This window comes from Brevibacillus borstelensis (assembly GCF_037834415.1).
Classification (GTDB): Bacteria; Bacillota; Bacilli; order Brevibacillales; family Brevibacillaceae; genus Brevibacillus; species Brevibacillus borstelensis_A.
This window is the reverse complement of record NZ_JAUMSJ010000008.1, coordinates 38,167-57,669: the sequence shown is the minus strand read 5'-3', so window position 1 is coordinate 57,669 and position 19,503 is coordinate 38,167. Positions and strand designations below refer to the sequence as shown.

Below are 19,503 nucleotides of genomic sequence, written 5' to 3'. Positions count from 1 at the left end.
CCTCCTATTCCTTGATTTGCGGGTCTAGCGTGTAATAAGTGAGGTCAACCAGCAGGTTGATCACAACGTACCCGAATGAAATGACAAAGGTGAAGCCCATCATCGCCGGGAAGTCGAGAAAAGCGATCGAGTCGACGACGTATTTCCCCATGCCGGGCCAGCTGAAAATCGTTTCGGTCACGACCGCTCCGCCCAGCAGGGAACCAAAGGAAAGACCTACGACGGTAACCGTCGGAATCAGCGCATTTCGCAGGGCGTACCTGAGCAAAAGAACGGGGCCGTGGATGCCGTTGGCCAGCGCGGTCCGGATGTACTCCTGTCCGAGTACCTCCAGCATGCTGGAGCGGACCTGGCGAGTGACGATCGCCAGCTGGGCGAACGCCAGGGTAAACGCTGGGAGAATCAGATGCCACAAGCTGTTTGTAAACGCGGCCCAATTCCCTGTGATCAAACTGTCCAACAGATAGAGGCCGGTAATTTTGGCCGGAGGCGGGATCGTCAGGTCCAGCCTGCCGCTGGACGGCAGCGCGCCGAGAAACTTGTAGAAGATCAGGATGCCGACGAGGCCGCTCCAAAAGACAGGCGTGGAGATTCCGGCGATGGAGAAAAAGCGGCTGGAGTGATCCCAGCCCGTATCCTTTTTCACAGCGGACAGGACCCCGAGCGGAATCCCGATGGCGATCGCGATGATAAATGCGGTGATGGCAAGTTCCAGGGTCGCAGGGAAAAAGGCGATCAGGTCATGGACGACGGGTTGCTGCGTACGAATTGAGTTGCCAAAGTCACCTGCAAAAAGCCCTTTCATGTAGGTAAGATATTGGACCCAGACCGGCTGGTCCAGGCCCAATTGACGGCGAACTTCTTGCAGCGTTTCCTCACTGGCGCGCTGTCCCACCATCATCCGCGCCGGATCTCCCGGGATTACATGAGAGAGGAAAAAGGTGATCAATGTAACCCCGAGGAGCACCAGCACCAGCATGGTGAGACGTTTCAGGATGATCTGTTTCATGAGGAAAGCACTCCTTTGTCAAAAGGCGTTATTTGGACATTTCCGCCAGGTTGTAAATGCCCTCCAGCATCGGATTGTAGACGAAGCCCTTGACGTTTTTGCTGACAGGCAGGAGGAAGTCCTTTTGATAGAGATACAAGTACGGCGCTTCATCGATGGTGATCGTCTGCGCTTCCTTGTACAGCTTTTCGCGCTCCGCCTTGTCGTTGACGGAGGCGGCTTTGCGCACCAGCTCGTCCACTTTGTCGTTTTTATAGAAGGCGCGGTTTCCGGCCAGACCGAAGTTGACGGAATCAAACCAGTAGTTCATGAACATGTACGGATCGCCGAAGTCCGGGCTCCAAACTCCCAGCGCGAGGTCGAATTCGCCGGCGTCGATCATCTCGCGGGAGGTGGCGTAGGCGATCTTTTTCAGATTCAGCTTCACGCCGATGTCAGCGAAAAACGCCTGCAGGGTGAGCGCTTCTGTCTCCCACCACGGCTTGTTGTCGGAATACAGCAGGTCGAGGGTCAGGTTGGAGACGCCTGCTTCCGCGAGCAGCGCTTTTGCTTTTTCCACATCGCGCTTGTACTGATGGGCGGACTCGTCATGGCCCCACAGTCCTTTTGGAATCGGACCGCGCATTTGCGTGGCGAAGCCTTCCTGAACAGACTCGGTCAGGGCGTCATAGTCGATCGCATAGCTCAATGCCTGGCGCACCTTCGGATTTTTGAGCGCAGCGTTTCCTTTGGAAGAGTTGACGTACACGTAGTCGACGAACAGGCTCGGTTTTTGCAGGACTTCTACGTTGGGCAATTCTTTGACAGCTTTCAGCTGCTCGTTCGGGATGCCTTCCGCGATGTCGATTTCGCCTTGCTCCAGCTGCAGGCGCTGTGCCGTGGCATCCGGGACGATTTTGAAGTAAACGGTTTGGAATGCGGGTTTCACTGAGGAGTGCGGGTTGACGGTGAGCTTGAGGTACTCGCCCTTGTTCCATTCGGCAAGCTGGTAGGGGCCGCTGCCCATCGTGTTGTTGGCCAGGAAGTTTTGGCCCAGATCGCCGTTTTGTTCTTTTTCTTTGACCTTCGGATTGACGATACCGCCGTAGTTGGCTGCGAGAGTCGAGAGGAATGGCGGAAAGTTTTTGGAGAGTACGAAGGTAACTTGTGCCGGTGAATCGACTTTGACTTCCTTGATCACGCTGTACACGTCTGCCGGGCCTTTCTTGATGGCGAGCGTGCGGTCAAAGGTGAACTTGACGGCGTCTGCCGTGACCGGAGTCCCGTCGGCAAATGTATGTCCTTCTTCAAGTGCAAAGGTCCAGGCGAGGCCGTCTTCGCTCACCTTCCATTCCTTGGCGAGACCGGGCTTTACCTCCGTGGACTCCCCGTCGTATTCGACGAGACGTTCATAGGCGGGATAGGTGATTTTCCATGCGGCGTTGTCAAAGGTGACGGCAGGATCGAGCGTTCCCTGATCGGCGTTGATCGCAACGAACAGCGTATCTGCCGCTGTCTTGGGTCCGGCAGGCTCGGTTTTGGCCGGCGATTCCGGCGAGTTGTTCTGGGCTTGAGGCTGGCTCGCAGGCGTGCCGCAAGCGGTGACGAGCATCGAACATGCAAGCACGAGACTGGTGAGGACAAATGACCATCTGCGCTTCAATGAGATCAACCCCCAACAATTGTGATAAATTTAATATATTTTTAATATATTGCAAAAAATGAGGTTATTCAACTATTTTCGCCAACAATTTCCAAGATTCCGCCGTAGATCGCTTGCCCATTGGTCTGTCTGGCCCAGGAAATCGTGCCGTATTCGTAATGCCACCACTCTTTGGGATAATTGACGAAACCGGCTTCGGTCATCAGGTGATAGAGAAGGCGTCTGTTGTCCCGGATCGTTTGCGCTTTTTCGTTCGGGGCGGCATTTTCATAGAAACGGGTAGCGGCCCGCTCGCTGAAATCGTCAAAGTCTGTTCCCATGTCGAGCCATCCATCAGGGCCCTCGATCGTCAGGTCGACAGCTCCGCCGGACAAATGGGGGGAGGGCCTTTGGACGTCTGTGCTGGGGACGGCGACAAATTTGCTCAGCTCGGCCCGGAGCGCCTCTCCATCCTCCCAGCCCTGCTCTAGCAGCGTCTGTTTGAATCTTTCATACAGGGAGCTTTGCACCTGATAAGAGCGCCAGCCGTCAAAGACGACCAGGCGATAACCGTCCGGCAGCCGTTCAGCCGCTTGCATCAGACGAAGAGCGGCGCTTTTCCGCAAGTAGGCCTCGGGCGTGGTTCCGTCGTAGCCTTGCTTGTAGTACATCGGCCAAACGGCAATCCTCTCGGACAAGGTGGAGAGGGGGAGCATCGCTTCACCGCATTCTGCAAGGAGCGGTTGGGAGAAGAGATGCGGCTGCTCCGGAGGAATCGGAATATTCAGTTTCATCTGGACCGCCTCCTGTCTGTGGATATGTTTTCCACCATCCTAGCAAAGAAGAAAACTTTAGTAAACTGCATTTATTTTTCATTTGTTGAATTTCAGGCAGCCCTATCGACAGGTGGAGCGGAGCATGCCATTCGTCTTCGAATCGGGGCATCGCCGCCACATCTCTCCCAAGCTGCATGGAATGCTCAGCTTGTTCTTTCTATCCGTGCCCACTTTTGTTATGATGATAGCAAGCGCCAGTCATTGGCTGGCTAAACATGTCCATATCGCGCAAACAGGTCTTTGCTTCCTGCCCACGGTACCTTGTCAGGAAGCGAAGTTAAAAGGGAAGTTTGGTGAAATTCCAACGCGGTCCCGCCACTGTAAGAGAGGAGTTTTCCTTCAAGGCGATTGCCATCCACTGACCCCGGCAGGGGACGGGAAGGAGAAGGAAAGCGGCGATTCTCGAGCCAGGAGACCTGCCTGTCTTGCATGAGCACTGATTTCCTTCGGGTCAAAGGAAGAGGTGGAACGTTGTAGCGAACTTTCCGCGCTTTGTCTCCCTTTGTTTTCCAAAGGGGGGCAGGGCGCTTTTTTGTTTCAGGAAGCGACGTTCGAGCCAAAGGATTGCGGAGAATGAAGGAGGGGGGCTTTCGATGAGCAAGGCGGACAAAAAACGAGGGCTGCTGCTGGTCTACACGGGCGACGGAAAAGGCAAGACGACGGCTGCGCTGGGTCTGGCCGTGCGGGCGACAGGGAGAGGAAAACGCGTTCTGATGATTCAGTTTATCAAATCGCCTGAACGCACCTACGGAGAAAAAATCGTGTTCGATCGCCTCGGAATCGAAATGAGGCAAATGGGTGTCGGCTTTACCTGGACCAAAACGCCGGAGGAGCATCGCAGCGCTCTGAAGGAGGCGTGGAGCTTTGCCCGGGAAAAGGTGCTGGGCGGCGAGTACGATGTGGTCATCCTCGACGAATTGAACAACGCGCTGGCGATTGACCGTTTTCCGATCAATGATGTGCTTCCGCTGGCTGACGTGCTGGAAACGCTCCGCAACAGACCGCGCCACGTTCACCTGGTCATCACCGGTCGAAATGCGCAGCCACAGATCGTGAAAATGGCTGATCTCGTGACGGAGATGAAGGCGGTCAAGCACTACTATGACGAAGGGATTCCCGCTGTATTGGGGGTTGAGTACTGATGCGGCTGCTGGAGACCTACGGCCACGGCGGGGATCTGGTCACGGCCGCAGAGCGCTTCGGCGTCTCGGCGGAAGCGTTCCTTGACTACAGTGCCAACATCAATCCGCTCGGTCCGCCGAAGCGTGTTTTGGAAGCGCTCGGCCAGTCGCTTTCCGCGGTCATCCGCTATCCCGATCCCGGCCATCGCTCGTTCAAGTGTGCCCTGGCGGCTCATCTCCAGCTGCCGGAGGCCTCTCTCTTGCCGGCCAATGGAGCGGCAGAAGCGATGGCGTTGGCGATCCTCGCTCTGCAGCCGGAATGTGTAGGAGTCGTGACGCCTTGCTTTTCCGAATATGCCCAACTTTCCCGCCAATTCGGCGCCCGCGTCGTGGAATGCACAGGACGGGAAGAGAACGGTTTCAAGCCGGCCGCAGAGGAGCTGTATCGGCTCTTTCAGGAGACGCAGCTCGTCTTTGTCGGTTCTCCGAACAATCCGACCGGCATATTGTATGAACCGGACGAGCTTTTGCAGATGGCCGGATGGACAAATGAAACGGATGCGCATTTGATTGTCGATGAAGCTTTTCTCGATTTTGTTGACCAAGCGAGGCAGTTTTCCCTCGCGGATCGGCTTGAGCGATTTCCGCGCGTCCTCTTGATGCGCTCCATGACCAAAATGTTCGCCATCCCGGGGCTGCGTCTCGGCTATGCGATCGGGCACCCTGCGCTGATCGAGAGGATGAGGAGCAAACAGGTGAGCTGGAGCGTCAACGGTCTGGCTTTGCTTGCCGGAGAAATGTGTTTGCGGGAGTCGGATTACGAAGAAGAGACGAGACGCCTCATCGCACAGGAACGCCGCTTTCTGACGGAGGGGCTGAAGACGGATTTTGGCTGGCAGACATGGCCGGGAGAGGCCAACTTTTTGCTCGTTCGCTCTCCGCAAGGAATAAACGCTACAAAGCTGCAAGAGGAAATGGGCAGGCGCTGCATTTTGATCCGCAGCTGTGCCATGTATCCCGGCCTGACCGCCCGCGATTTTCGCATCGCTGTCCGCTCGCGGTCCGAAAATGAACGGCTGCTGACCGCCTTTCGCGATGTGATGGAAAAAAGGGGGGCGCGCCCGTGAGCCTTATTTTGGTGACAGGCGGCGTCCGCTCGGGAAAGAGTCGGTTCGCCGAGGCATTGGCCCATGAAGCGGCGAAGGACGTTTTGTATGTGGCGACAGGCAAAGCGTGGGATGATGAGATGGCCAGACGAATCGAGCGGCATCGGGAGCGCCGTCCCGACACCTGGGGATTATGCGAGCTCGGCGGGCGGCTGTCCGAATCGATCAACGCCGCTGAAAACTACAGTGTTGTCCTGCTTGATTGCCTCTCTACCTGGGTCAGCGGCCGCCTGATGGACATCCCGGAGCAGGCGTGGCGGGATGAACGCATTACGAATCAGGTATTGGGAGAGGCGCAAGAGTGGCTGGATGCGGTCGCGCAAAGCGGTCAGACAGTGATCGCAGTAACGAGTGAAGTGGGTCTTGGCGGGGTTGCGATGTCCAGGCTGGGACGATGGTTTGCCGATATTTTGGGAGATGTCAATCAGCAAGCCGCCCGCCAGGCGGACACCGTCTATGCCGTCATCGCCGGGATCCCCTGGAGGCTGAAAGGATGAACGCATTTTATCACGCGCTTACTTTTTTTACGCGCATTCCCGTTCCGTGGCTAAAGCCGTCGGAAAAAGCGTGGCGGGACAGTGTCGCCTGGTACCCGGCTGTAGGGCTGGTGGTCGGCTGCCTGCTATGGGCCGTCCACGAGGCGGCATTATGGGCGTTTTCGCCGCTGATCGCCGCGGTCTTGACGTGTGCGGCCTGGGTGTACATTACAGGGGGGCTCCACCTGGACGGGTGGATGGACCTGGCGGACGGTCTCGGCAGCAGCCGCACGCAAGAGCGCATGCTGGAGATCATGAAAGACAGCCGCTCGGGGGCCATGGCAGTCCTGGCCGCAATCCTGCTGCTTCTTTTGAAAACGGCAGGAATAACGGAGCTTGCGGGTCTGCTGGCAAATCCGGCAAGCCAGGCAAAGTTGTCCGGTTTGACAGCCGATGGCTCACAGGCGGAAGGGCTGACGCTCTATAGCAGCTCCATCCTGCTTGTCCTTATCCCGTTTGCGGCCCGCGCGCATGTACTGCTCTCGATTCGCTACTGGCCATACGTCTCTTCCGACAACGGCGTCGGAAAGGGGATCAGCGAAGGGCTCCGGCTCTGGCACATTGTCGCAGCCTACGCGGCTGTCCTGGGACTTGGCTGGTGGATCGCCGGCATTCAGGCGGCGGTGGCTGTCGCTATCTCGCTTTTGTTTAGCCTCTGGTTTGCGCGCGGAATCTCCCGCCGGCTCGGGGGCCTGACGGGCGATTGCTACGGCGCGATCATCGAAAGCAGCGAAGCGGTCATGCTGCTTGTCGCGGCAGGGAGCTGGTGGAGTTGAGATGGATCTGGATCAGGCACGGAGAAACAGAGGAAAATCGCGAGGGGCGCTATCTCGGGCATACGGATGTGCCGCTGAACGAAGCGGGAATGGAACAGGCGGCGCTGCTCGCCAGACAGCTCGCGCATGAGAGGCCCGCCCGCTTTTTCACCAGCGATCTGCTCCGCTGCGTGCAGACGGCTGATCGGCTGGCAGCGTTTTGGGGGATGGATCCGATACGTGTCCCGGAGCTGCGAGAGCTGTCCTTTGGAAAATGGGAACGGCTTACCTACGAGGAACTGATGGTCCGGGAAAGCCAACAGGCAAGCCGCTGGTACGAAGATCCGTTCCACGTCGCTCCTCCCGGCGGAGAGACCTTGACGCAGCTGGGCAACCGGGTGGATGGCTGGTTGAATCGTTTTTTGCGTCAATGGAGTCATACTGACGGGGCAGATAAGAGCGATCAGACGGTGGTTCTGGTGACGCACGGCGGTGTCATCCGCTGGTTCCAGGCCGCTTGGCTGCACGAGGACCCGGGCCAGTACTGGCACATGAAAGGGCTCGGTCACGGCCAGGCGATGATCGTGGAGCACGTTTCGGGAAAATGGAAGCAGGCAGCGCATGCAATCGACATCAGGGAAGAGAGGGAAGCATAGATGACAACCGCTTTTCTCATAATGGCGGCTTACCTGCTCGATCGCGTGGTCGGCGACCCGCGCAGCCTGCCGCATCCCGTGGTGATCATGGGATGGTTTATTGTTCGTCTGGAGCGCGTCGTCCGGCGGTTTGTCAAGCAGGAGAGCGGGCTGAAAGCGGCAGGCTTGCTGTTTCCCCTCTTGATCGTCGGGGGCAGCTATGCGGTTGTCGCCGGTCTTGTGTACGGCGCAGGGCTTATTCATCCCTGGCTGGCCATCGCTCTGGAAATCTGGCTGATCGCAACGACGATCGCGACGAAAGGCTTGGCCGATGCCGGCTTGGAAATTGGCCGTCATCTGCTGGCCGGCGATCTTGCGATGGCCCGCCGCTCGCTTTCCATGGTGGTGGGACGGGACACGGAGCATCTGGACGAGGCCGAGATCAGCCGCGGGGCGGTGGAGACGGTGGCGGAAAACATCGTCGATGCCATCGTGTCTCCGCTCTTTTACGCCGCCATCGGAGGCGCCCCGCTGGCGATGGCCTATCGCGCGGCGAACACGCTTGATTCCATGGTCGGCTACAAAAACGAACAATACGCGAATCTCGGCTGGGCCTCCGCCCGGTTCGACGATGTATTGAATTACATACCGGCCCGCCTCACCGCGTTGCTGCTGGTAGGAGCGAGCTGGCTGCAGCGGCTGGACTGGCGCCGATGCTACCGCATCATGCGGCGGGACGCAAGGCTTCATCCCAGCCCCAACAGCGGACTGCCGGAGGCGGCGGTCGCCGGTGCGCTGGGCGTTCAACTGGGCGGACTGAACTACTATCAGGGCGTGGCATCCCATCGGGCCAAGCTGGGCGATCCGCTTCGTCCGCTGTGTGCAGACGATATTGCCGCTACAGTTCGGATGATGACCGTGACCTCGATCATGTGCACGGTCGGTCTGGCGGCTATCGCTTATGTTTTGCATCGATGAGGAGTACCGCGTTTTTTAAAGTACAGGCGAGAAGGTGAAAGGGGGACTTTTTATGAGCGGCAAGCTGTTTGTGATCGGCTTCGGGCCGGGCAGCTTTGAGCATATTACCAAACGGGCGCGGGAAGCGATCGAAGAGTGCGACATCATCATCGGGTACACCACCTACGTGGACCTGATCAGAGGGCTTTTGACCGATCAGGAGATCGTCAGCACCGGGATGACCGAGGAAGTGACGCGTGCGCGCGAAGCCGTCCGCCAGGCGGAGGAGGGCAAAAAGGTGGCCGTGATCTCCAGCGGGGACGCGGGCGTGTACGGAATGGCCGGACTCGTTTACGAGGTGCTCGTGGAAAAAGGCTGGACGTCGGCGGAGGGCGTAGAGGTGGAGATCGTACCGGGGATATCGGCGATCAATTCCTGCGGAGCCCTGCTCGGCGCGCCTATCATGCATGACGCCTGCACGATCAGCCTGAGCGACCATCTCACCCCGTGGGAGCTGATCGCCAAGCGGATCGACGCGGCGGGCATGGCCGACTTTGTCATCGCGCTGTACAACCCGCGCAGCGGACGGCGCACCCGACAGATCGTCGAAGCACAGCGCATTCTGCTGCAGTACCGTTCCCCGGACACGCCGGTCGGGATCGTCAAAAGCGCCTACCGGGAACGGGAGCACATCGTCATCACGACGCTTTCGGAGATGCTCAACCACGACATCGGCATGCTGACGACGGTCATCATCGGCAACTCGTCCACGTTTGTCTACGACGGGAAAATGATCACCCCGCGCGGCTACCAGCGGAAGTATACGCTCAGTACAGACGAGCAGACACTGAAGCCCCATCAGCGGCTGCGCGTGGAAAACGAGCCGTGGTCGCTGGAAGCGGCTGCGCAAAACGCCGCAGAACAAACGACGCCAGACGCGCCACAGGCGACAGAAACGGTAACCGCAAGCGTGCCGGCAGGATTGGCACCGCAGCCTAAAGAGGGGACCGACTCGCTGACGCCGTTTGACTGGGCGGCCCAGGCACTCCAGACAGTGAACGAGTCGAGGGGCATCGAGACAGACGTTTCGCCCGCATCCTCCGGTCAGTCAAATCGTCCCGTCTTCGTTCCGGAAATGATTTTTGAATGCGCGGTAAGTCCGGGAGTCGCCAACAAAAAATTTACCCCGGCGCAGATGATGGCGCTGGCCCAGGCAGCAGGACAAAAAGGGGAGCTGGAATACACGCCTCACCACCAGATCATTTTGCGCGTTCCGACCAGCAATCCGGAAGAGGTGACCGCACCGCTCCTCGGCCTCGGCCTCATCCTGACTCCAGTCGGAGATGTCCTGCAGGTGAAGGCCTGCGACTTCTGCGAAGGAGAGAAAAAAGACGCGATTCCGTACGCGGAGGAGATTCACGGCAAGCTGGGCGGAAAAGAAATGCCAAAAGAGCTGAAGATCGGCGTAAACGGCTGCGGCATGGCCTGTTACGGGGCGGTTCAGGAAGATATCGGCCTTGTTTTCCGCAAGGGCAAATTCGATTTGTTTCTCGGGGCCAAAACCGTCGGGAGAACGGCTCATTCCGGTTTGCCGGTGGCGGAAGGGATCGATCCGGAGGAAATCGTTCCCTTGATCGAGCGAATTATTGACAGATACAAGCGGGAAGCCTTCCCGAATGAAAGGTTCCACAAATTTTTCCAAAGGGTCGGCGAGCTCGAGGGATACGTGTGGAGAGAGCCCGCCATTCCCAAAATCGAAAACGCTGTTTGCGGCGACTAGACGCAAAGTGGCAGCAATTCCGGCGGTGAAGGAGAACAGCACGGGAGCTGAAGCATTGGACTGGAAGCAGAAAAACGAGGAGGAATCAGGATGGACGCGGTACTGTTTGTCGGACACGGGAGCAAGGACCCCGAGGGAAATGAAGAGGTAAGGCAGTTTGTGGCGTCACTTACGCCGGAAATCGACGTTCCGATTTTGGAGACGTGCTTTCTCGAATTCGAACGTCCCGATATGCTTCAGGGACTGGAGACTTGCGTAAAGCGGGGAGCCACCCGGGTGGCCGTCATTCCAATCATTTTATTCTCGGCCGGTCACGCCAAGATTCATATTCCGGCGGCGATCGACGAAGCGAAGGCGAAGTATCCGCATGTGGAATTTATATACGGACGCCCGATCGGCATTCACGAAGAGGTGCTGAATATTTTGGCGACCCGCATGCAGGAAGCGGGCTTTGCATCCGGCGAGCAGCACGAGGACACAGCCGTTCTGATCATTGGCCGGGGGAGCAGCGATGCGGACGCGAACAGCGACATCTACAAAATGTCCCGGCTGTTTTGGGAGCGCTGGAAGGCGAAGTGGGTAGAGACGGCTTTCATGGGTGTGACCTTCCCGCTGTACGAAGAGGGGATCGAGCGTTGCCTCAGACTGGGAGCCCGCCGCATCGTCGTCCTGCCGTACTTCCTGTTTACCGGTGTGCTGATCAAACGGATGGCCGACCAGCTCGAACAGTTCCGCACTCGCTATCCGGAGGCTGAATTTACGCTGGCGGAGTACTTCGGTTTCCATCCGCTGCTCAAGGAAGTGCTGAAGGACCGGGTGGAAGAAGCGCTGCACGGAGAAGTCAAACTGAATTGCGATACTTGTCAGTACCGTCTTGCGGCGATGGAGCACATCGACCATCACCACCATCATCACGACGATGACCACGGGCACCATCATCATCACGGCCATAGCCACGGTCACGCGCACAGCCATGATCACGACCACGACCACGATCATGATCATCACCACAGCCACGACCATGAGCATCACCACGTAAAGAAATAAGGAGGGACGAGCGATGATTCTGGTATTGGCGGGAACGAGCGACGCCCGGGAGCTGGCTCTGTCGATCAAGGAAACCGGATATGACCTGCTTGCCACAGTCGTTACCGAAAACGCGGCCAAAAGCATCGAGGAAGCGGGACTGCCCGTGCAGGTAGGCCGTTTGACATCCGCGGACATCGAGGCGCTGATCCGGGAGAAAGGCTTTCAAGCGGTTGTGGACGCCAGCCACCCTTATGCCGAGGAAGCGTCGAAAAACGCGATGGCCGGAGCGGAGGCAGCGGGAGTTCCCTACATCCGGTACGAACGTGAAAGCGTCCAATCGCCGGGGCACGAGAAGATCATCTTCGCCGAGGACTACGTCCAAGCCGCCGAGATCGCGGCAGAAAAACGGGGCGTGATCATGCTGACGACTGGCAGCAAAACGCTGAAAATCTTTTCCGACCGGCTCTTGGGCTTGCCGGATACGACGCTGGTGGCCCGCATGCTCCCACGCACCGACAACATGCAAAAATGTGAGGAGCTGGGCATCGAGCAGAAGAACATCGTCGCCATGCAGGGCCCGTTTTCCAAGGAACTGAACAAGGCCCTCTACGACCATTACAAAGTGACGCTGATGATCACCAAGGAGAGCGGCAAGGTAGGCGCTTTTGACGAAAAGGTGGAAGCTGCGCTGGAAATGGGCATCGAGACGATCGTCATCGCCCGGCCGAAGATCGACTATGGAACGAAGTTTTCTGATTTTGCCGGGGTGATTGGCCAGCTGAAACAGCTGCTGCCCCTGTCGCAAAACGCGTAAACGGGGGAGTCGGTCTGCAAGCAAGCAGGCAAGATCGAAACGTTCGGCATGGCCCAAACAAACCGGCCTGCCGCAGCCAAAGCCCCATACAAAGGAGGAGCATACCATGGATTTTCGCACGGAATTCAAGCCTTTGACCGTACAACCGCAAGAGATCGAGGAAAAAAGCTTTCAAATCATCACCGAAGAACTCGGAGAGCATCCTTTCACCGAGGAACAGTACCCTGTCGTGCAGCGCGTCATCCACGCTGCGGCTGACTTCGATCTGGGGCGCAGTCTCGTATTTCACCCGGACGCGGTGAAAGCGGGCATTCAGGCGATCAGGAGCGGCAAGATCGTCGTGGCTGACGTGCAGATGGTCCAGGTCGGGATCAGCAAGAACCGGATTGAAAAGTTCGGCGGCGAAGTGAAGGTGTACATCTCCGACAGGGATGTCATGGAAGAAGCGAAGCGCCTGAACACCACGCGTGCCATCATCTCCATCCGCAAAGCGGTCAAGGAAGCCGAGGGCGGCATTTTCGCGATCGGCAACGCACCGACAGCGCTTCTGGAGTTGATCCGGCTGGTCAAAGAGGGAGAGGCGAAGCCGGGCCTGATCATCGGGATGCCGGTCGGCTTCGTGTCGGCGGCTGAGTCCAAGGAAGAGTTGGCCAAGCTGGACGTGCCTTTCATTACGAACATCGGGCGAAAAGGCGGCAGTCCTGTGACCGTGGCTGCGCTCAACGCACTCTCGCTGATAGCGGAACGGCAGGGATAATTCATGGCGGGGAAAGCGACTGCGGAGGAAAAGGAAGCAAAACCATTGCGTCACGGCTATACAACCGGTTCATGCGCCACAGCAGCCACCAAAGCGGCGCTGACCGCCCTGATCACGCAGAAAGAACAACGCGAGGCGACGATCCGTCTGCCGATCGGACAGGATGTCAGCTTTCAGATGGAAAGCTGCGAGTACGATGCCTTGTCCGCGACCGCAGGCATCATCAAGGACGGCGGAGACGACCCCGATGCGACCCACGGCGCTTTGATCATCAGCACAGTGAGCTGGCTGGACGAACCGGGGATCGTGCTGGACGGCGGAATCGGCGTGGGGCGCGTCACCAAGCCGGGCCTGCCCGTTCCCATCGGCGAGGCGGCGATCAACCCGGTCCCGCGCAAAATGATCAGGGAGACAGCTCAGGCTGTACTGGATGAGCACGGGATCGAGCGGGGGATCAAGATCGTCATTTCCGTACCGGCTGGCGAGGAAATCGCCAAGAAGACCCTGAACGGGCGTCTCGGCATCATCGGGGGCATCTCCATCTTGGGAACGCGCGGCATCGTCGTGCCGTTTTCCACGTCTGCCTACAAGGCCAGCGTCGCGCAGGCGATCAACGTCGCGCAGAAGATGGGCTGCCGCCACATCGTGCTTTCCACGGGAGGCAAAAGCGAGCAGTTCGGCATGACGCAGTACCCCGAACTGCCCGAGGAAGCGTTCGTGGAAATGGGCGATTTCGTCGGCTTCGCGCTCAAGCAGTGCAAGCTCAAGGGCATCGAAAAGGTGACGCTGGTGGGCATGATGGGGAAATTCTCCAAGGTGGCTCAGGGCGTCATGATGGTCCACTCCAAAAGCGCTCCTGTCGACTTCGGCTTTCTGGCGCAGCTCGTCCGGGAGGCGGGCGCCCCGGAAGCGTTGGTCGAGGAGGCGCGGGGAGCCAATACCGCTTCCCAGGTAGGGGACATGATGGCAGACTACCCGCTCTTTTTTGAAAAGCTGTGCGAAAGCTGCTCGCGGGAAGGGCTTCGCGAGGCAGGCGGAGGCATGGAAATCGAGACCATGCTGATCACGATGAAAGGAACCCTGTTGGGGAAGGTGACGGTTCATGACACAGGCAATGAAGGTGATTGGAATCGGGGATGACGGGGAGCAAAGCCTGCTGCCGTTGTACCGTACATGGATAGAGGAAAGCGAGCTGCTCGTGGGAGGAGAACGACACCTCTCCTTTTTTCCCGATTTTCCGGGGGAAAAGCTGGTCCTGAAAGGCGGCCTGACCGCCGTGGTCGAGCAATTGCGCGAGGAGAAGCGGAAAACGGTGATTCTCGCCTCCGGTGATCCGCTGTTTTACGGAATCGGCAGCCTGCTTGCGAAAAAATTGCAGGTGGAGATTTACCCGCATCTCAGCTCGATCCAGCTTGCTTTCGCCAAAATGGGCGAGGCGTGGCAGGATGCGGCGTTTCTCAGCGTTCACGGGCGCAGCATCAAGGGTTTGGCCCAGCGCATCGACGGCAAGGAAAAAGTGGCGCTCTTGACGGATCAGGAAAATAACCCGGCGGCAATCGCCCGCTACCTGCTCTCATTTGGCATGAACGAGTACGAAGCCTTCGTCGGGGAAAATCTCGGCAGCCCAGAGGAGCGGACAGGCTGGTACTCGCTGGAGGAGATGGCAGTCGGGGTCTTCGCCGAGCTGAACGTGGTCATTCTGCGCAAACGCAGACAGAGCCCGGTGTGGCCGCTCGGCATCGCCGACGAGCAGTTTTCCCAGCGCAAGCCCGACAAGGGGCTGATCACGAAAAAAGAAGTGCGCATTCTGAGCATCGCGCAGCTCCAGCTCCACGCCAAAAGCATCGTGTGGGACATCGGCACCTGCACCGGGTCGGTGGCGATTGAGGCAGCACGCATCGCCCGCGAAGGGGAAGTGTACGCGGTCGAGAAAAACGCGGACGACCTCGCCAACTGCCGGGAGAACATGGCCAAGTTTCGCACTGATTTTACAGTTGTGCACGCCAAGGCTCCGGAGGGACTCGACCAGTTCCCCGACCCGGATGCGGTGTTTATCGGAGGAAGCGGCGGCGAGCTTCGCGAGCTGCTCGGCATTTGCTGCAGCCGGCTGAGGCCAAATGGCCGCATCGTGATCAACGCCGCGACGATCGAGACGTTGTACGAAGCGACGCAGGCGTTCGCCGCGGAAGGCTTTGAGACATCGGTTACGCTGGCGCAGCTTTCGCGCAGCAAGCCGATTTTGTCGATGACAAGGTTTGAGGGATTGAACCCGATTTATATCATTACCGCCTGGGCCAAGCAGGAGGACAAGCAAGGAGGAGACAGCGAGTGAGCACCATCGGAACACTGTACGGCATCGGAGTCGGTCCGGGAGACCCGGAATTGATCACGGTCAAGGCATTTCGCCTTTTGCAGCAATCGCCAGTCGTCGCCTATCCCAAGAAGCGGATGGGCAGCAAAAGCTACGCGCACCAAATCGCGGAGCTGTACGTCAAGCCTTCGCCGGACAAGGAAATGCTCGGCCTCGTTTTTCCGATGACCAAGGACAAGGAAATTTTGGAGCGGGAATGGAACAACACCGCTGACATCGTCTGGGAGCGGCTGCGCGAAGGGAAGGATGTCGCCTTTGTCACAGAGGGAGACCCGCTGTTTTACAGCACATTCATTCACATGATGCGCGTCATGAAGGAGAAATACCCGGAAGTTCCGGTCGTGTCGGTGCCGGGCATTTCGTCCTTTCTCGGCGCGGCAGCCCGCCTCAATCTGCCGCTCGCGGACGGCGATGAACAAATCGGAATCATTCCGGCTACAGAAGACCGCGAAGCGATGCGCAAAGCGATTGAAGAGCACGACTGCGTCATTTTCCTGAAGGTAGCCAAAGTGCTGCCGATGATCATCGGGCTGCTCAAAGAGCTGGACTTGGTCGATCACGCCGCAGTAGCGACCAAAGTCACGTCTTCCGAGGAAATGATCTGGACCAATGTCCGCGAGCTGGAGCGGGCAGAGCTTGGCTATCTGACGCTGATGGTGGTGAAAAAGGGATGAAACTGTACATAGTTGGCGCAGGACCGGGAGACCCGGATTTGATCACGGTAAAAGGCTTGAAGCTGCTGCAATCGGCAGATGTCGTCCTTTACACGGATTCGCTTGTAAACGATGAGCTGGTCGCCAAGGCGAAGCCGGGGGCCGAGGTTCTGCAAAGCTCGGGAATGGCGCTGGAGGAGATGGTGGCGCTGCTCGTCGACCGCATCCGTCAGGGAAAAACAGTCGTGCGCCTGCATACCGGCGATCCGTCCGTGTACGGAGCGACGATGGAACAGATCGCTCTGCTGAAAGAGGCGGGCATCGAGGTCGAGATCGTCCCTGGCGTCAGCTCCGTCTTCGCGGCGGCAGCGGCGGTCGGAGCGGAACTGACCATCCCTGACCTGACCCAGACCTTGATCCTGACGCGTGCAGAGGGACGGACGCCTGTGCCGGAGCGGGAAAAGCTGCGTGCGCTTGCCGAGCATCACTGCACCATCGCGCTGTTTTTGAGCGCCACGCTGACCAAAAAAGTGGTCCGGGAGCTGACGGAAGCGGGCTGGAGTCTGGAGACGCCGGTTGCCGTGGTGCAGCGCGCAAGCTGGCCGGATCAGATCATCATCCGGACGACGCTCAAGGACCTGGATGAGGAAATGGGCAAAAACGGCATCCGCTCCCACGCGATGATTTTGACCGGATGGGCGCTGGATCCCGACATCCACGCCAAAAGCGAACAGCACCGCTCCAAGCTGTACGATAAAACCTTTACGCACGGGTACAGAAAAGGTGTGAAAGAAGGATGATCATCGAGCTGACCGAAGGAGAAATCCCGGCGATCAGGCAGCGGGGCGAGTACGCCATCGTCGCCATCACCAAGCACGGCGTGGAGATGGCCCGCAACCTTCACCAGACCTTTCCGGGATGCGACCTGTACTACATGAGCAAGTTTGCCAAAGGGGACGAGGAAGCCAGAGGCGTTCAGCTTTTCAACAACAGCGTGCGGCTGCTGTTCCCCGCCTTGTGGCCTGCTTACAAGGGACTGATCCTGATCATTTCCCTCGGGGCGGTGATTCGGATGATTGCTCCTGTATTGCAGGACAAAAAAACAGACCCCGGCGTCGTCGTCGTCGACGACAGGGGGGAAAACGTGATCAGCGTGCTGTCGGGGCATCTGGGCGGCGCCAACGAGCTTGCCCGGGAGGTGGCCGCTGTGCTGGGCGCAAATCCGGTCATCACCACGGCCTCCGACGTGCAGAAGACGATTCCCGTCGATCTGTTCGGCCGCCGTTTCGGCTGGGAGTGGGAGTCTGACGAAAAATTGACGCCGGTCAGCGCCTCGGTCGTCAACGAGGAAAAAGTCGCTGTCGTCGTAGAGTCGGGCGAGCGCAACTGGTGGATGCATGATACGCCGATGCCCCCGTCCATCCACGTGTTTGATACGATTTCGGAAGCACTTGCCGCCGAGCCGCACGGCGCTTTGGTCGTCACCCACAGAATCCTTTCTCCCGAGGAAGAGGCCATTTTGGAAAACGGCGTTCTGTACAGGCCCAAGGTGATCGTGCTCGGGATGGGCTGCAACCGCGGCACCTCCGCCGATGAAATCGAGTCGGTGATCAAGGAAACGCTGGCTGAGCTTCGGTTCTCCATCAAGAGCGTGAAGGCTCTCGCCACGATCGAGCTGAAAAAGGACGAAGAGGGACTCATAGAGGTTTGCCGCAAATACGGCTGGCCGTTTGTTTGGTATTCGCCGGAGAAGCTGAATACAGTCAAGCTGGAGGAGCCGTCCGAGACCGTGTACAAGTTTACCGGCGCGTACGGAGTGAGCGAACCGGCGGCGAAGCTGTATGCCGGCGTCGACCAGCTCGTGCTGACCAAGAAAAAGTCGGGCAACGTGACCATTTCCGTCGCCCTGATGCCGTATGGCGGGGAGGGAAGACCATGAGCAGGAGCCGCCGACTCGTCATCGCGGGAACGGGAAGCGGGGCGGGAAAAACGACCGTGACCATCGGCTTGATGGCCGCCCTGAAGCGCAAAGGCCATGTCGTGCAAGGCTTCAAATGCGGTCCGGACTACATCGATCCGACGTACCACACAGCCGTGACCGGACGGGTTTCCCGCAATCTGGACAGCTGGATGCTGGATCACCATACGATGAGGGAAATCTTCGCCCGGGGCAGCCGGGGCGCCGACATTTCCATTATTGAAGGCGTCATGGGCATGTACGACGGCAAGGACCCGAGAAATGACAAGGGGAGCACGGCGGAGATCAGCATTCTCACCAAATCCCCGGTCCTTTTGGTGATCAATGCGCAGAGCATGGCCCGCAGTGCGGCAGCGATCGTCAAAGGGTTCCAAATGCTGAATCAGGAAGCCGGCATCGTTGGAGTGATCGCCAACAAGGTCGGCAGCGAAGGGCATTTCAAGATCGTCAAAACGGCAATCGAGCAGGAGTGCGGCGTCCCTGTCGTGGGCTATTTGAAGCGGGAGAGCGATCTGGAAATACCGGAGCGGCACCTCGGCCTGGTGCCTTCCGTCGAACGCGGCGAGCTTGCCCCGCTGTTTGAGCGGCTTGCCGACCTGATCGCGGAGACGGTCGACGTGGAGCGAATCTGGGAGCTGGCCGAGGCTGAAGAGCTTGTGGTGGAGCCTCGGATGTTTGCGGCTGTTTCCGGCCAATCCCCGCGGGTAAAAATCGCCGTCGCTAAAGACTCGGCGTTTCACTTCTACTACCCGGAGAATTTTGAATTGTTGGAAGCGTGCGGAGCCAAGCTCCACTACTTTTCTCCGCTTGCCGGAGAGACTGTGCCGCCCGATGCCGACGGACTTTACATCGGCGGAGGCTTTCCGGAGGAGTTTGCCGCGGAATTGTCGCGAAACACAGCTGTTCTGGAATCGTTTCGGAACGCCGTCCGCTCTGGCTTGCCTACGCTTGCCGAATGCGGCGGGTTCATGTATCTGACAGAAGCAATCGAGACGACCGACGGCAGCGTATACCCGATGGTTGGACTGATCCCGGGAAAAGTCGCGATGCAAAAGCGCCTGGCTGCCCTCGGCTACCGCGAAGTCACCGGAAAAGCGGACAACTTCCTGATCGGGCCGGACGAGCAGGCGAAAGGGCACGAATTCCATTATTCGACCTTCGCAGCCGAGGAGGAATTGCCGCATGCCTATGAGACGAAAGGGCTGCGCGGCACCAAGCCGGAAGGGTACGCGAAAGACAATCTCGTCGCGGGCTACACCCACCTGCACTTTGCCTCCAATCCGGCATTGGCGAAGCGCTGGGTGGAGCGGTGCCTGGAGGTGAAGGGCCATGGCTGATCATGGAGTCCATGACCGCGATGGAACTTTCTCTGCAGGCAACGGCATGCTTGGCGAGAACGGAGCCGGAGTTGCAAACAGCGTGGCTCGTGCAACCGTTCAAACAGCGCCTGCCAGCCTCCCGGGGAACGCTCCGGCTCCGGCGAAG

Annotated in this window: 19 protein-coding genes and 1 riboswitch; of the genes, 16 read left to right on the top strand and 3 right to left on the bottom strand. The window is 58.5% G+C overall.

Going from position 1 to position 19,503, the window contains the following annotated elements:
• Positions 1 to 4 precede the first annotated feature (4 nt).
• The 3 genes from Q3F21_RS09595 to Q3F21_RS09585 form a co-directional block, all read right to left on the bottom strand.
• On the bottom strand, positions 5 to 1,009 hold the full coding sequence (locus Q3F21_RS09595) for an ABC transporter permease (RefSeq protein ID WP_340251784.1): 1,005 nt from the start codon (positions 1,007 to 1,009) through the stop codon (positions 5 to 7).
• 28 nt (positions 1,010 to 1,037) lie between these two features.
• The gene (locus tag Q3F21_RS09590) at positions 1,038 to 2,651 is read right to left on the bottom strand and encodes an ABC transporter substrate-binding protein (RefSeq protein ID WP_340251782.1); all 1,614 of its coding nucleotides are present in this window, start codon (positions 2,649 to 2,651) and stop codon (positions 1,038 to 1,040) included.
• 68 nt (positions 2,652 to 2,719) lie between these two features.
• Positions 2,720 to 3,424 carry a M15 family metallopeptidase gene (locus Q3F21_RS09585; RefSeq protein WP_340251780.1) on the bottom strand — a complete coding sequence of 235 codons (705 nt, stop codon included), beginning with the start codon at positions 3,422 to 3,424 and terminating at the stop codon, positions 2,720 to 2,722.
• 278 nt (positions 3,425 to 3,702) lie between these two features.
• A riboswitch (cobalamin riboswitch) is annotated at positions 3,703 to 3,904 on the top strand.
• A 155-nt stretch (positions 3,905 to 4,059) separates the two neighbouring features.
• Between Q3F21_RS09585 and cobO the strand changes: the two genes are divergently transcribed.
• The 16 genes from cobO (at position 4,060) to Q3F21_RS09505 (ending at position 19,355) form a co-directional block, all read left to right on the top strand.
• On the top strand, positions 4,060 to 4,608 hold the full coding sequence (gene cobO / locus Q3F21_RS09580) for a cob(I)yrinic acid a,c-diamide adenosyltransferase (protein WP_340251778.1): 549 nt from the start codon (positions 4,060 to 4,062) through the stop codon (positions 4,606 to 4,608).
• The gene (cobD, locus tag Q3F21_RS09575; protein ID WP_340251776.1) at positions 4,608 to 5,714 is read left to right on the top strand and encodes a threonine-phosphate decarboxylase CobD; all 1,107 of its coding nucleotides are present in this window, start codon (positions 4,608 to 4,610) and stop codon (positions 5,712 to 5,714) included. The genes cobO and cobD overlap by 1 nt, the downstream gene beginning before the upstream one ends.
• Positions 5,711 to 6,250 (top strand): bifunctional adenosylcobinamide kinase/adenosylcobinamide-phosphate guanylyltransferase, encoded by a 540-nt coding sequence (gene cobU, locus Q3F21_RS09570; protein WP_340251774.1) that lies wholly within the window; start codon positions 5,711 to 5,713, stop codon positions 6,248 to 6,250. The genes cobD and cobU overlap by 4 nt, the downstream gene beginning before the upstream one ends.
• Positions 6,247 to 7,065, top strand: a complete 819-nt coding sequence (locus Q3F21_RS09565; protein ID WP_340251772.1) for an adenosylcobinamide-GDP ribazoletransferase — start codon at positions 6,247 to 6,249, stop codon at positions 7,063 to 7,065. Before cobU ends, Q3F21_RS09565 begins: the two co-directional genes overlap by 4 nt.
• Positions 7,062 to 7,700 carry a histidine phosphatase family protein gene (locus Q3F21_RS09560; protein WP_340251770.1) on the top strand — a complete coding sequence of 213 codons (639 nt, stop codon included), beginning with the start codon at positions 7,062 to 7,064 and terminating at the stop codon, positions 7,698 to 7,700. Before Q3F21_RS09565 ends, Q3F21_RS09560 begins: the two co-directional genes overlap by 4 nt.
• Entirely contained in the window at positions 7,701 to 8,657 is a 957-nt protein-coding gene (cbiB, locus tag Q3F21_RS09555) for an adenosylcobinamide-phosphate synthase CbiB (protein WP_340251768.1), read from the top strand.
• 52 nt (positions 8,658 to 8,709) lie between these two features.
• Positions 8,710 to 10,416, top strand: coding sequence for a precorrin-3B C(17)-methyltransferase (cobJ, locus tag Q3F21_RS09550; RefSeq protein WP_340251766.1), 1,707 nt, complete (start codon positions 8,710 to 8,712; stop codon positions 10,414 to 10,416).
• Between the two features lie 90 nt (positions 10,417 to 10,506).
• Positions 10,507 to 11,463, top strand: coding sequence for a sirohydrochlorin chelatase (locus Q3F21_RS09545; RefSeq protein WP_340251764.1), 957 nt, complete (start codon positions 10,507 to 10,509; stop codon positions 11,461 to 11,463).
• 13 nt (positions 11,464 to 11,476) lie between these two features.
• Positions 11,477 to 12,259 (top strand): precorrin-6A reductase, encoded by a 783-nt coding sequence (gene cobK, locus Q3F21_RS09540; RefSeq protein WP_340251762.1) that lies wholly within the window; start codon positions 11,477 to 11,479, stop codon positions 12,257 to 12,259.
• Positions 12,260 to 12,365: 106 nt separating this feature from the next.
• A complete protein-coding gene (locus Q3F21_RS09535) occupies positions 12,366 to 13,016 on the top strand; it encodes a precorrin-8X methylmutase (protein ID WP_340251760.1) in 651 nt (216 codons plus the stop codon).
• 3 nt (positions 13,017 to 13,019) lie between these two features.
• Positions 13,020 to 14,156, top strand: coding sequence for a cobalt-precorrin-5B (C(1))-methyltransferase (locus Q3F21_RS09530; RefSeq protein WP_340251758.1), 1,137 nt, complete (start codon positions 13,020 to 13,022; stop codon positions 14,154 to 14,156).
• On the top strand, positions 14,119 to 15,348 hold the full coding sequence (cbiE, locus tag Q3F21_RS09525) for a precorrin-6y C5,15-methyltransferase (decarboxylating) subunit CbiE (protein WP_340251756.1): 1,230 nt from the start codon (positions 14,119 to 14,121) through the stop codon (positions 15,346 to 15,348). Before Q3F21_RS09530 ends, cbiE begins: the two co-directional genes overlap by 38 nt.
• Positions 15,345 to 16,061 carry a precorrin-2 C(20)-methyltransferase gene (cobI, locus tag Q3F21_RS09520; protein WP_340251754.1) on the top strand — a complete coding sequence of 239 codons (717 nt, stop codon included), beginning with the start codon at positions 15,345 to 15,347 and terminating at the stop codon, positions 16,059 to 16,061. The genes cbiE and cobI overlap by 4 nt, the downstream gene beginning before the upstream one ends.
• Positions 16,058 to 16,840 carry a precorrin-4 C(11)-methyltransferase gene (gene cobM, locus Q3F21_RS09515; protein ID WP_340251752.1) on the top strand — a complete coding sequence of 261 codons (783 nt, stop codon included), beginning with the start codon at positions 16,058 to 16,060 and terminating at the stop codon, positions 16,838 to 16,840. Before cobI ends, cobM begins: the two co-directional genes overlap by 4 nt.
• Positions 16,837 to 17,979 (top strand): cobalt-precorrin 5A hydrolase, encoded by a 1,143-nt coding sequence (locus Q3F21_RS09510; RefSeq protein WP_340251750.1) that lies wholly within the window; start codon positions 16,837 to 16,839, stop codon positions 17,977 to 17,979. Before cobM ends, Q3F21_RS09510 begins: the two co-directional genes overlap by 4 nt.
• Positions 17,976 to 19,355: a cobyrinate a,c-diamide synthase gene (locus Q3F21_RS09505; RefSeq protein ID WP_340251748.1), complete on the top strand. Its 1,380-nt coding sequence runs from the start codon at positions 17,976 to 17,978 to the stop codon at positions 19,353 to 19,355. Before Q3F21_RS09510 ends, Q3F21_RS09505 begins: the two co-directional genes overlap by 4 nt.
• The last annotated feature ends 148 nt before the right edge of the window (positions 19,356 to 19,503 follow it).

What these genes read in the sequence shown, in the direction of transcription:
- Q3F21_RS09595 (WP_340251784.1), bottom strand. Translation starts at nt 1,009, where the DNA reads ATGAAACAGATCATCCTGAAACGTCTCACCATGCTGGTGCTGGTGCTC.
- cbiE (WP_340251756.1), top strand. Translation starts at nt 14,119, where the DNA reads ATGACACAGGCAATGAAGGTGATTGGAATCGGGGATGACGGGGAGCAA.
- Q3F21_RS09585 (WP_340251780.1), bottom strand. Translation starts at nt 3,424, where the DNA reads ATGAAACTGAATATTCCGATTCCTCCGGAGCAGCCGCATCTCTTCTCC.
- Q3F21_RS09530 (WP_340251758.1), top strand. Translation starts at nt 13,020, where the DNA reads ATGGCGGGGAAAGCGACTGCGGAGGAAAAGGAAGCAAAACCATTGCGT.
- cobD (WP_340251776.1), top strand. Translation starts at nt 4,608, where the DNA reads ATGCGGCTGCTGGAGACCTACGGCCACGGCGGGGATCTGGTCACGGCC.
- Q3F21_RS09510 (WP_340251750.1), top strand. Translation starts at nt 16,837, where the DNA reads ATGATCATCGAGCTGACCGAAGGAGAAATCCCGGCGATCAGGCAGCGG.
- cbiB (WP_340251768.1), top strand. Translation starts at nt 7,701, where the DNA reads ATGACAACCGCTTTTCTCATAATGGCGGCTTACCTGCTCGATCGCGTG.
- cobK (WP_340251762.1), top strand. Translation starts at nt 11,477, where the DNA reads ATGATTCTGGTATTGGCGGGAACGAGCGACGCCCGGGAGCTGGCTCTG.
- cobO (WP_340251778.1), top strand. Translation starts at nt 4,060, where the DNA reads ATGAGCAAGGCGGACAAAAAACGAGGGCTGCTGCTGGTCTACACGGGC.
- cobJ (WP_340251766.1), top strand. Translation starts at nt 8,710, where the DNA reads ATGAGCGGCAAGCTGTTTGTGATCGGCTTCGGGCCGGGCAGCTTTGAG.
- cobM (WP_340251752.1), top strand. Translation starts at nt 16,058, where the DNA reads ATGAAACTGTACATAGTTGGCGCAGGACCGGGAGACCCGGATTTGATC.
- Q3F21_RS09545 (WP_340251764.1), top strand. Translation starts at nt 10,507, where the DNA reads ATGGACGCGGTACTGTTTGTCGGACACGGGAGCAAGGACCCCGAGGGA.
- Q3F21_RS09505 (WP_340251748.1), top strand. Translation starts at nt 17,976, where the DNA reads ATGAGCAGGAGCCGCCGACTCGTCATCGCGGGAACGGGAAGCGGGGCG.
- Q3F21_RS09535 (WP_340251760.1), top strand. Translation starts at nt 12,366, where the DNA reads ATGGATTTTCGCACGGAATTCAAGCCTTTGACCGTACAACCGCAAGAG.
- Q3F21_RS09565 (WP_340251772.1), top strand. Translation starts at nt 6,247, where the DNA reads ATGAACGCATTTTATCACGCGCTTACTTTTTTTACGCGCATTCCCGTT.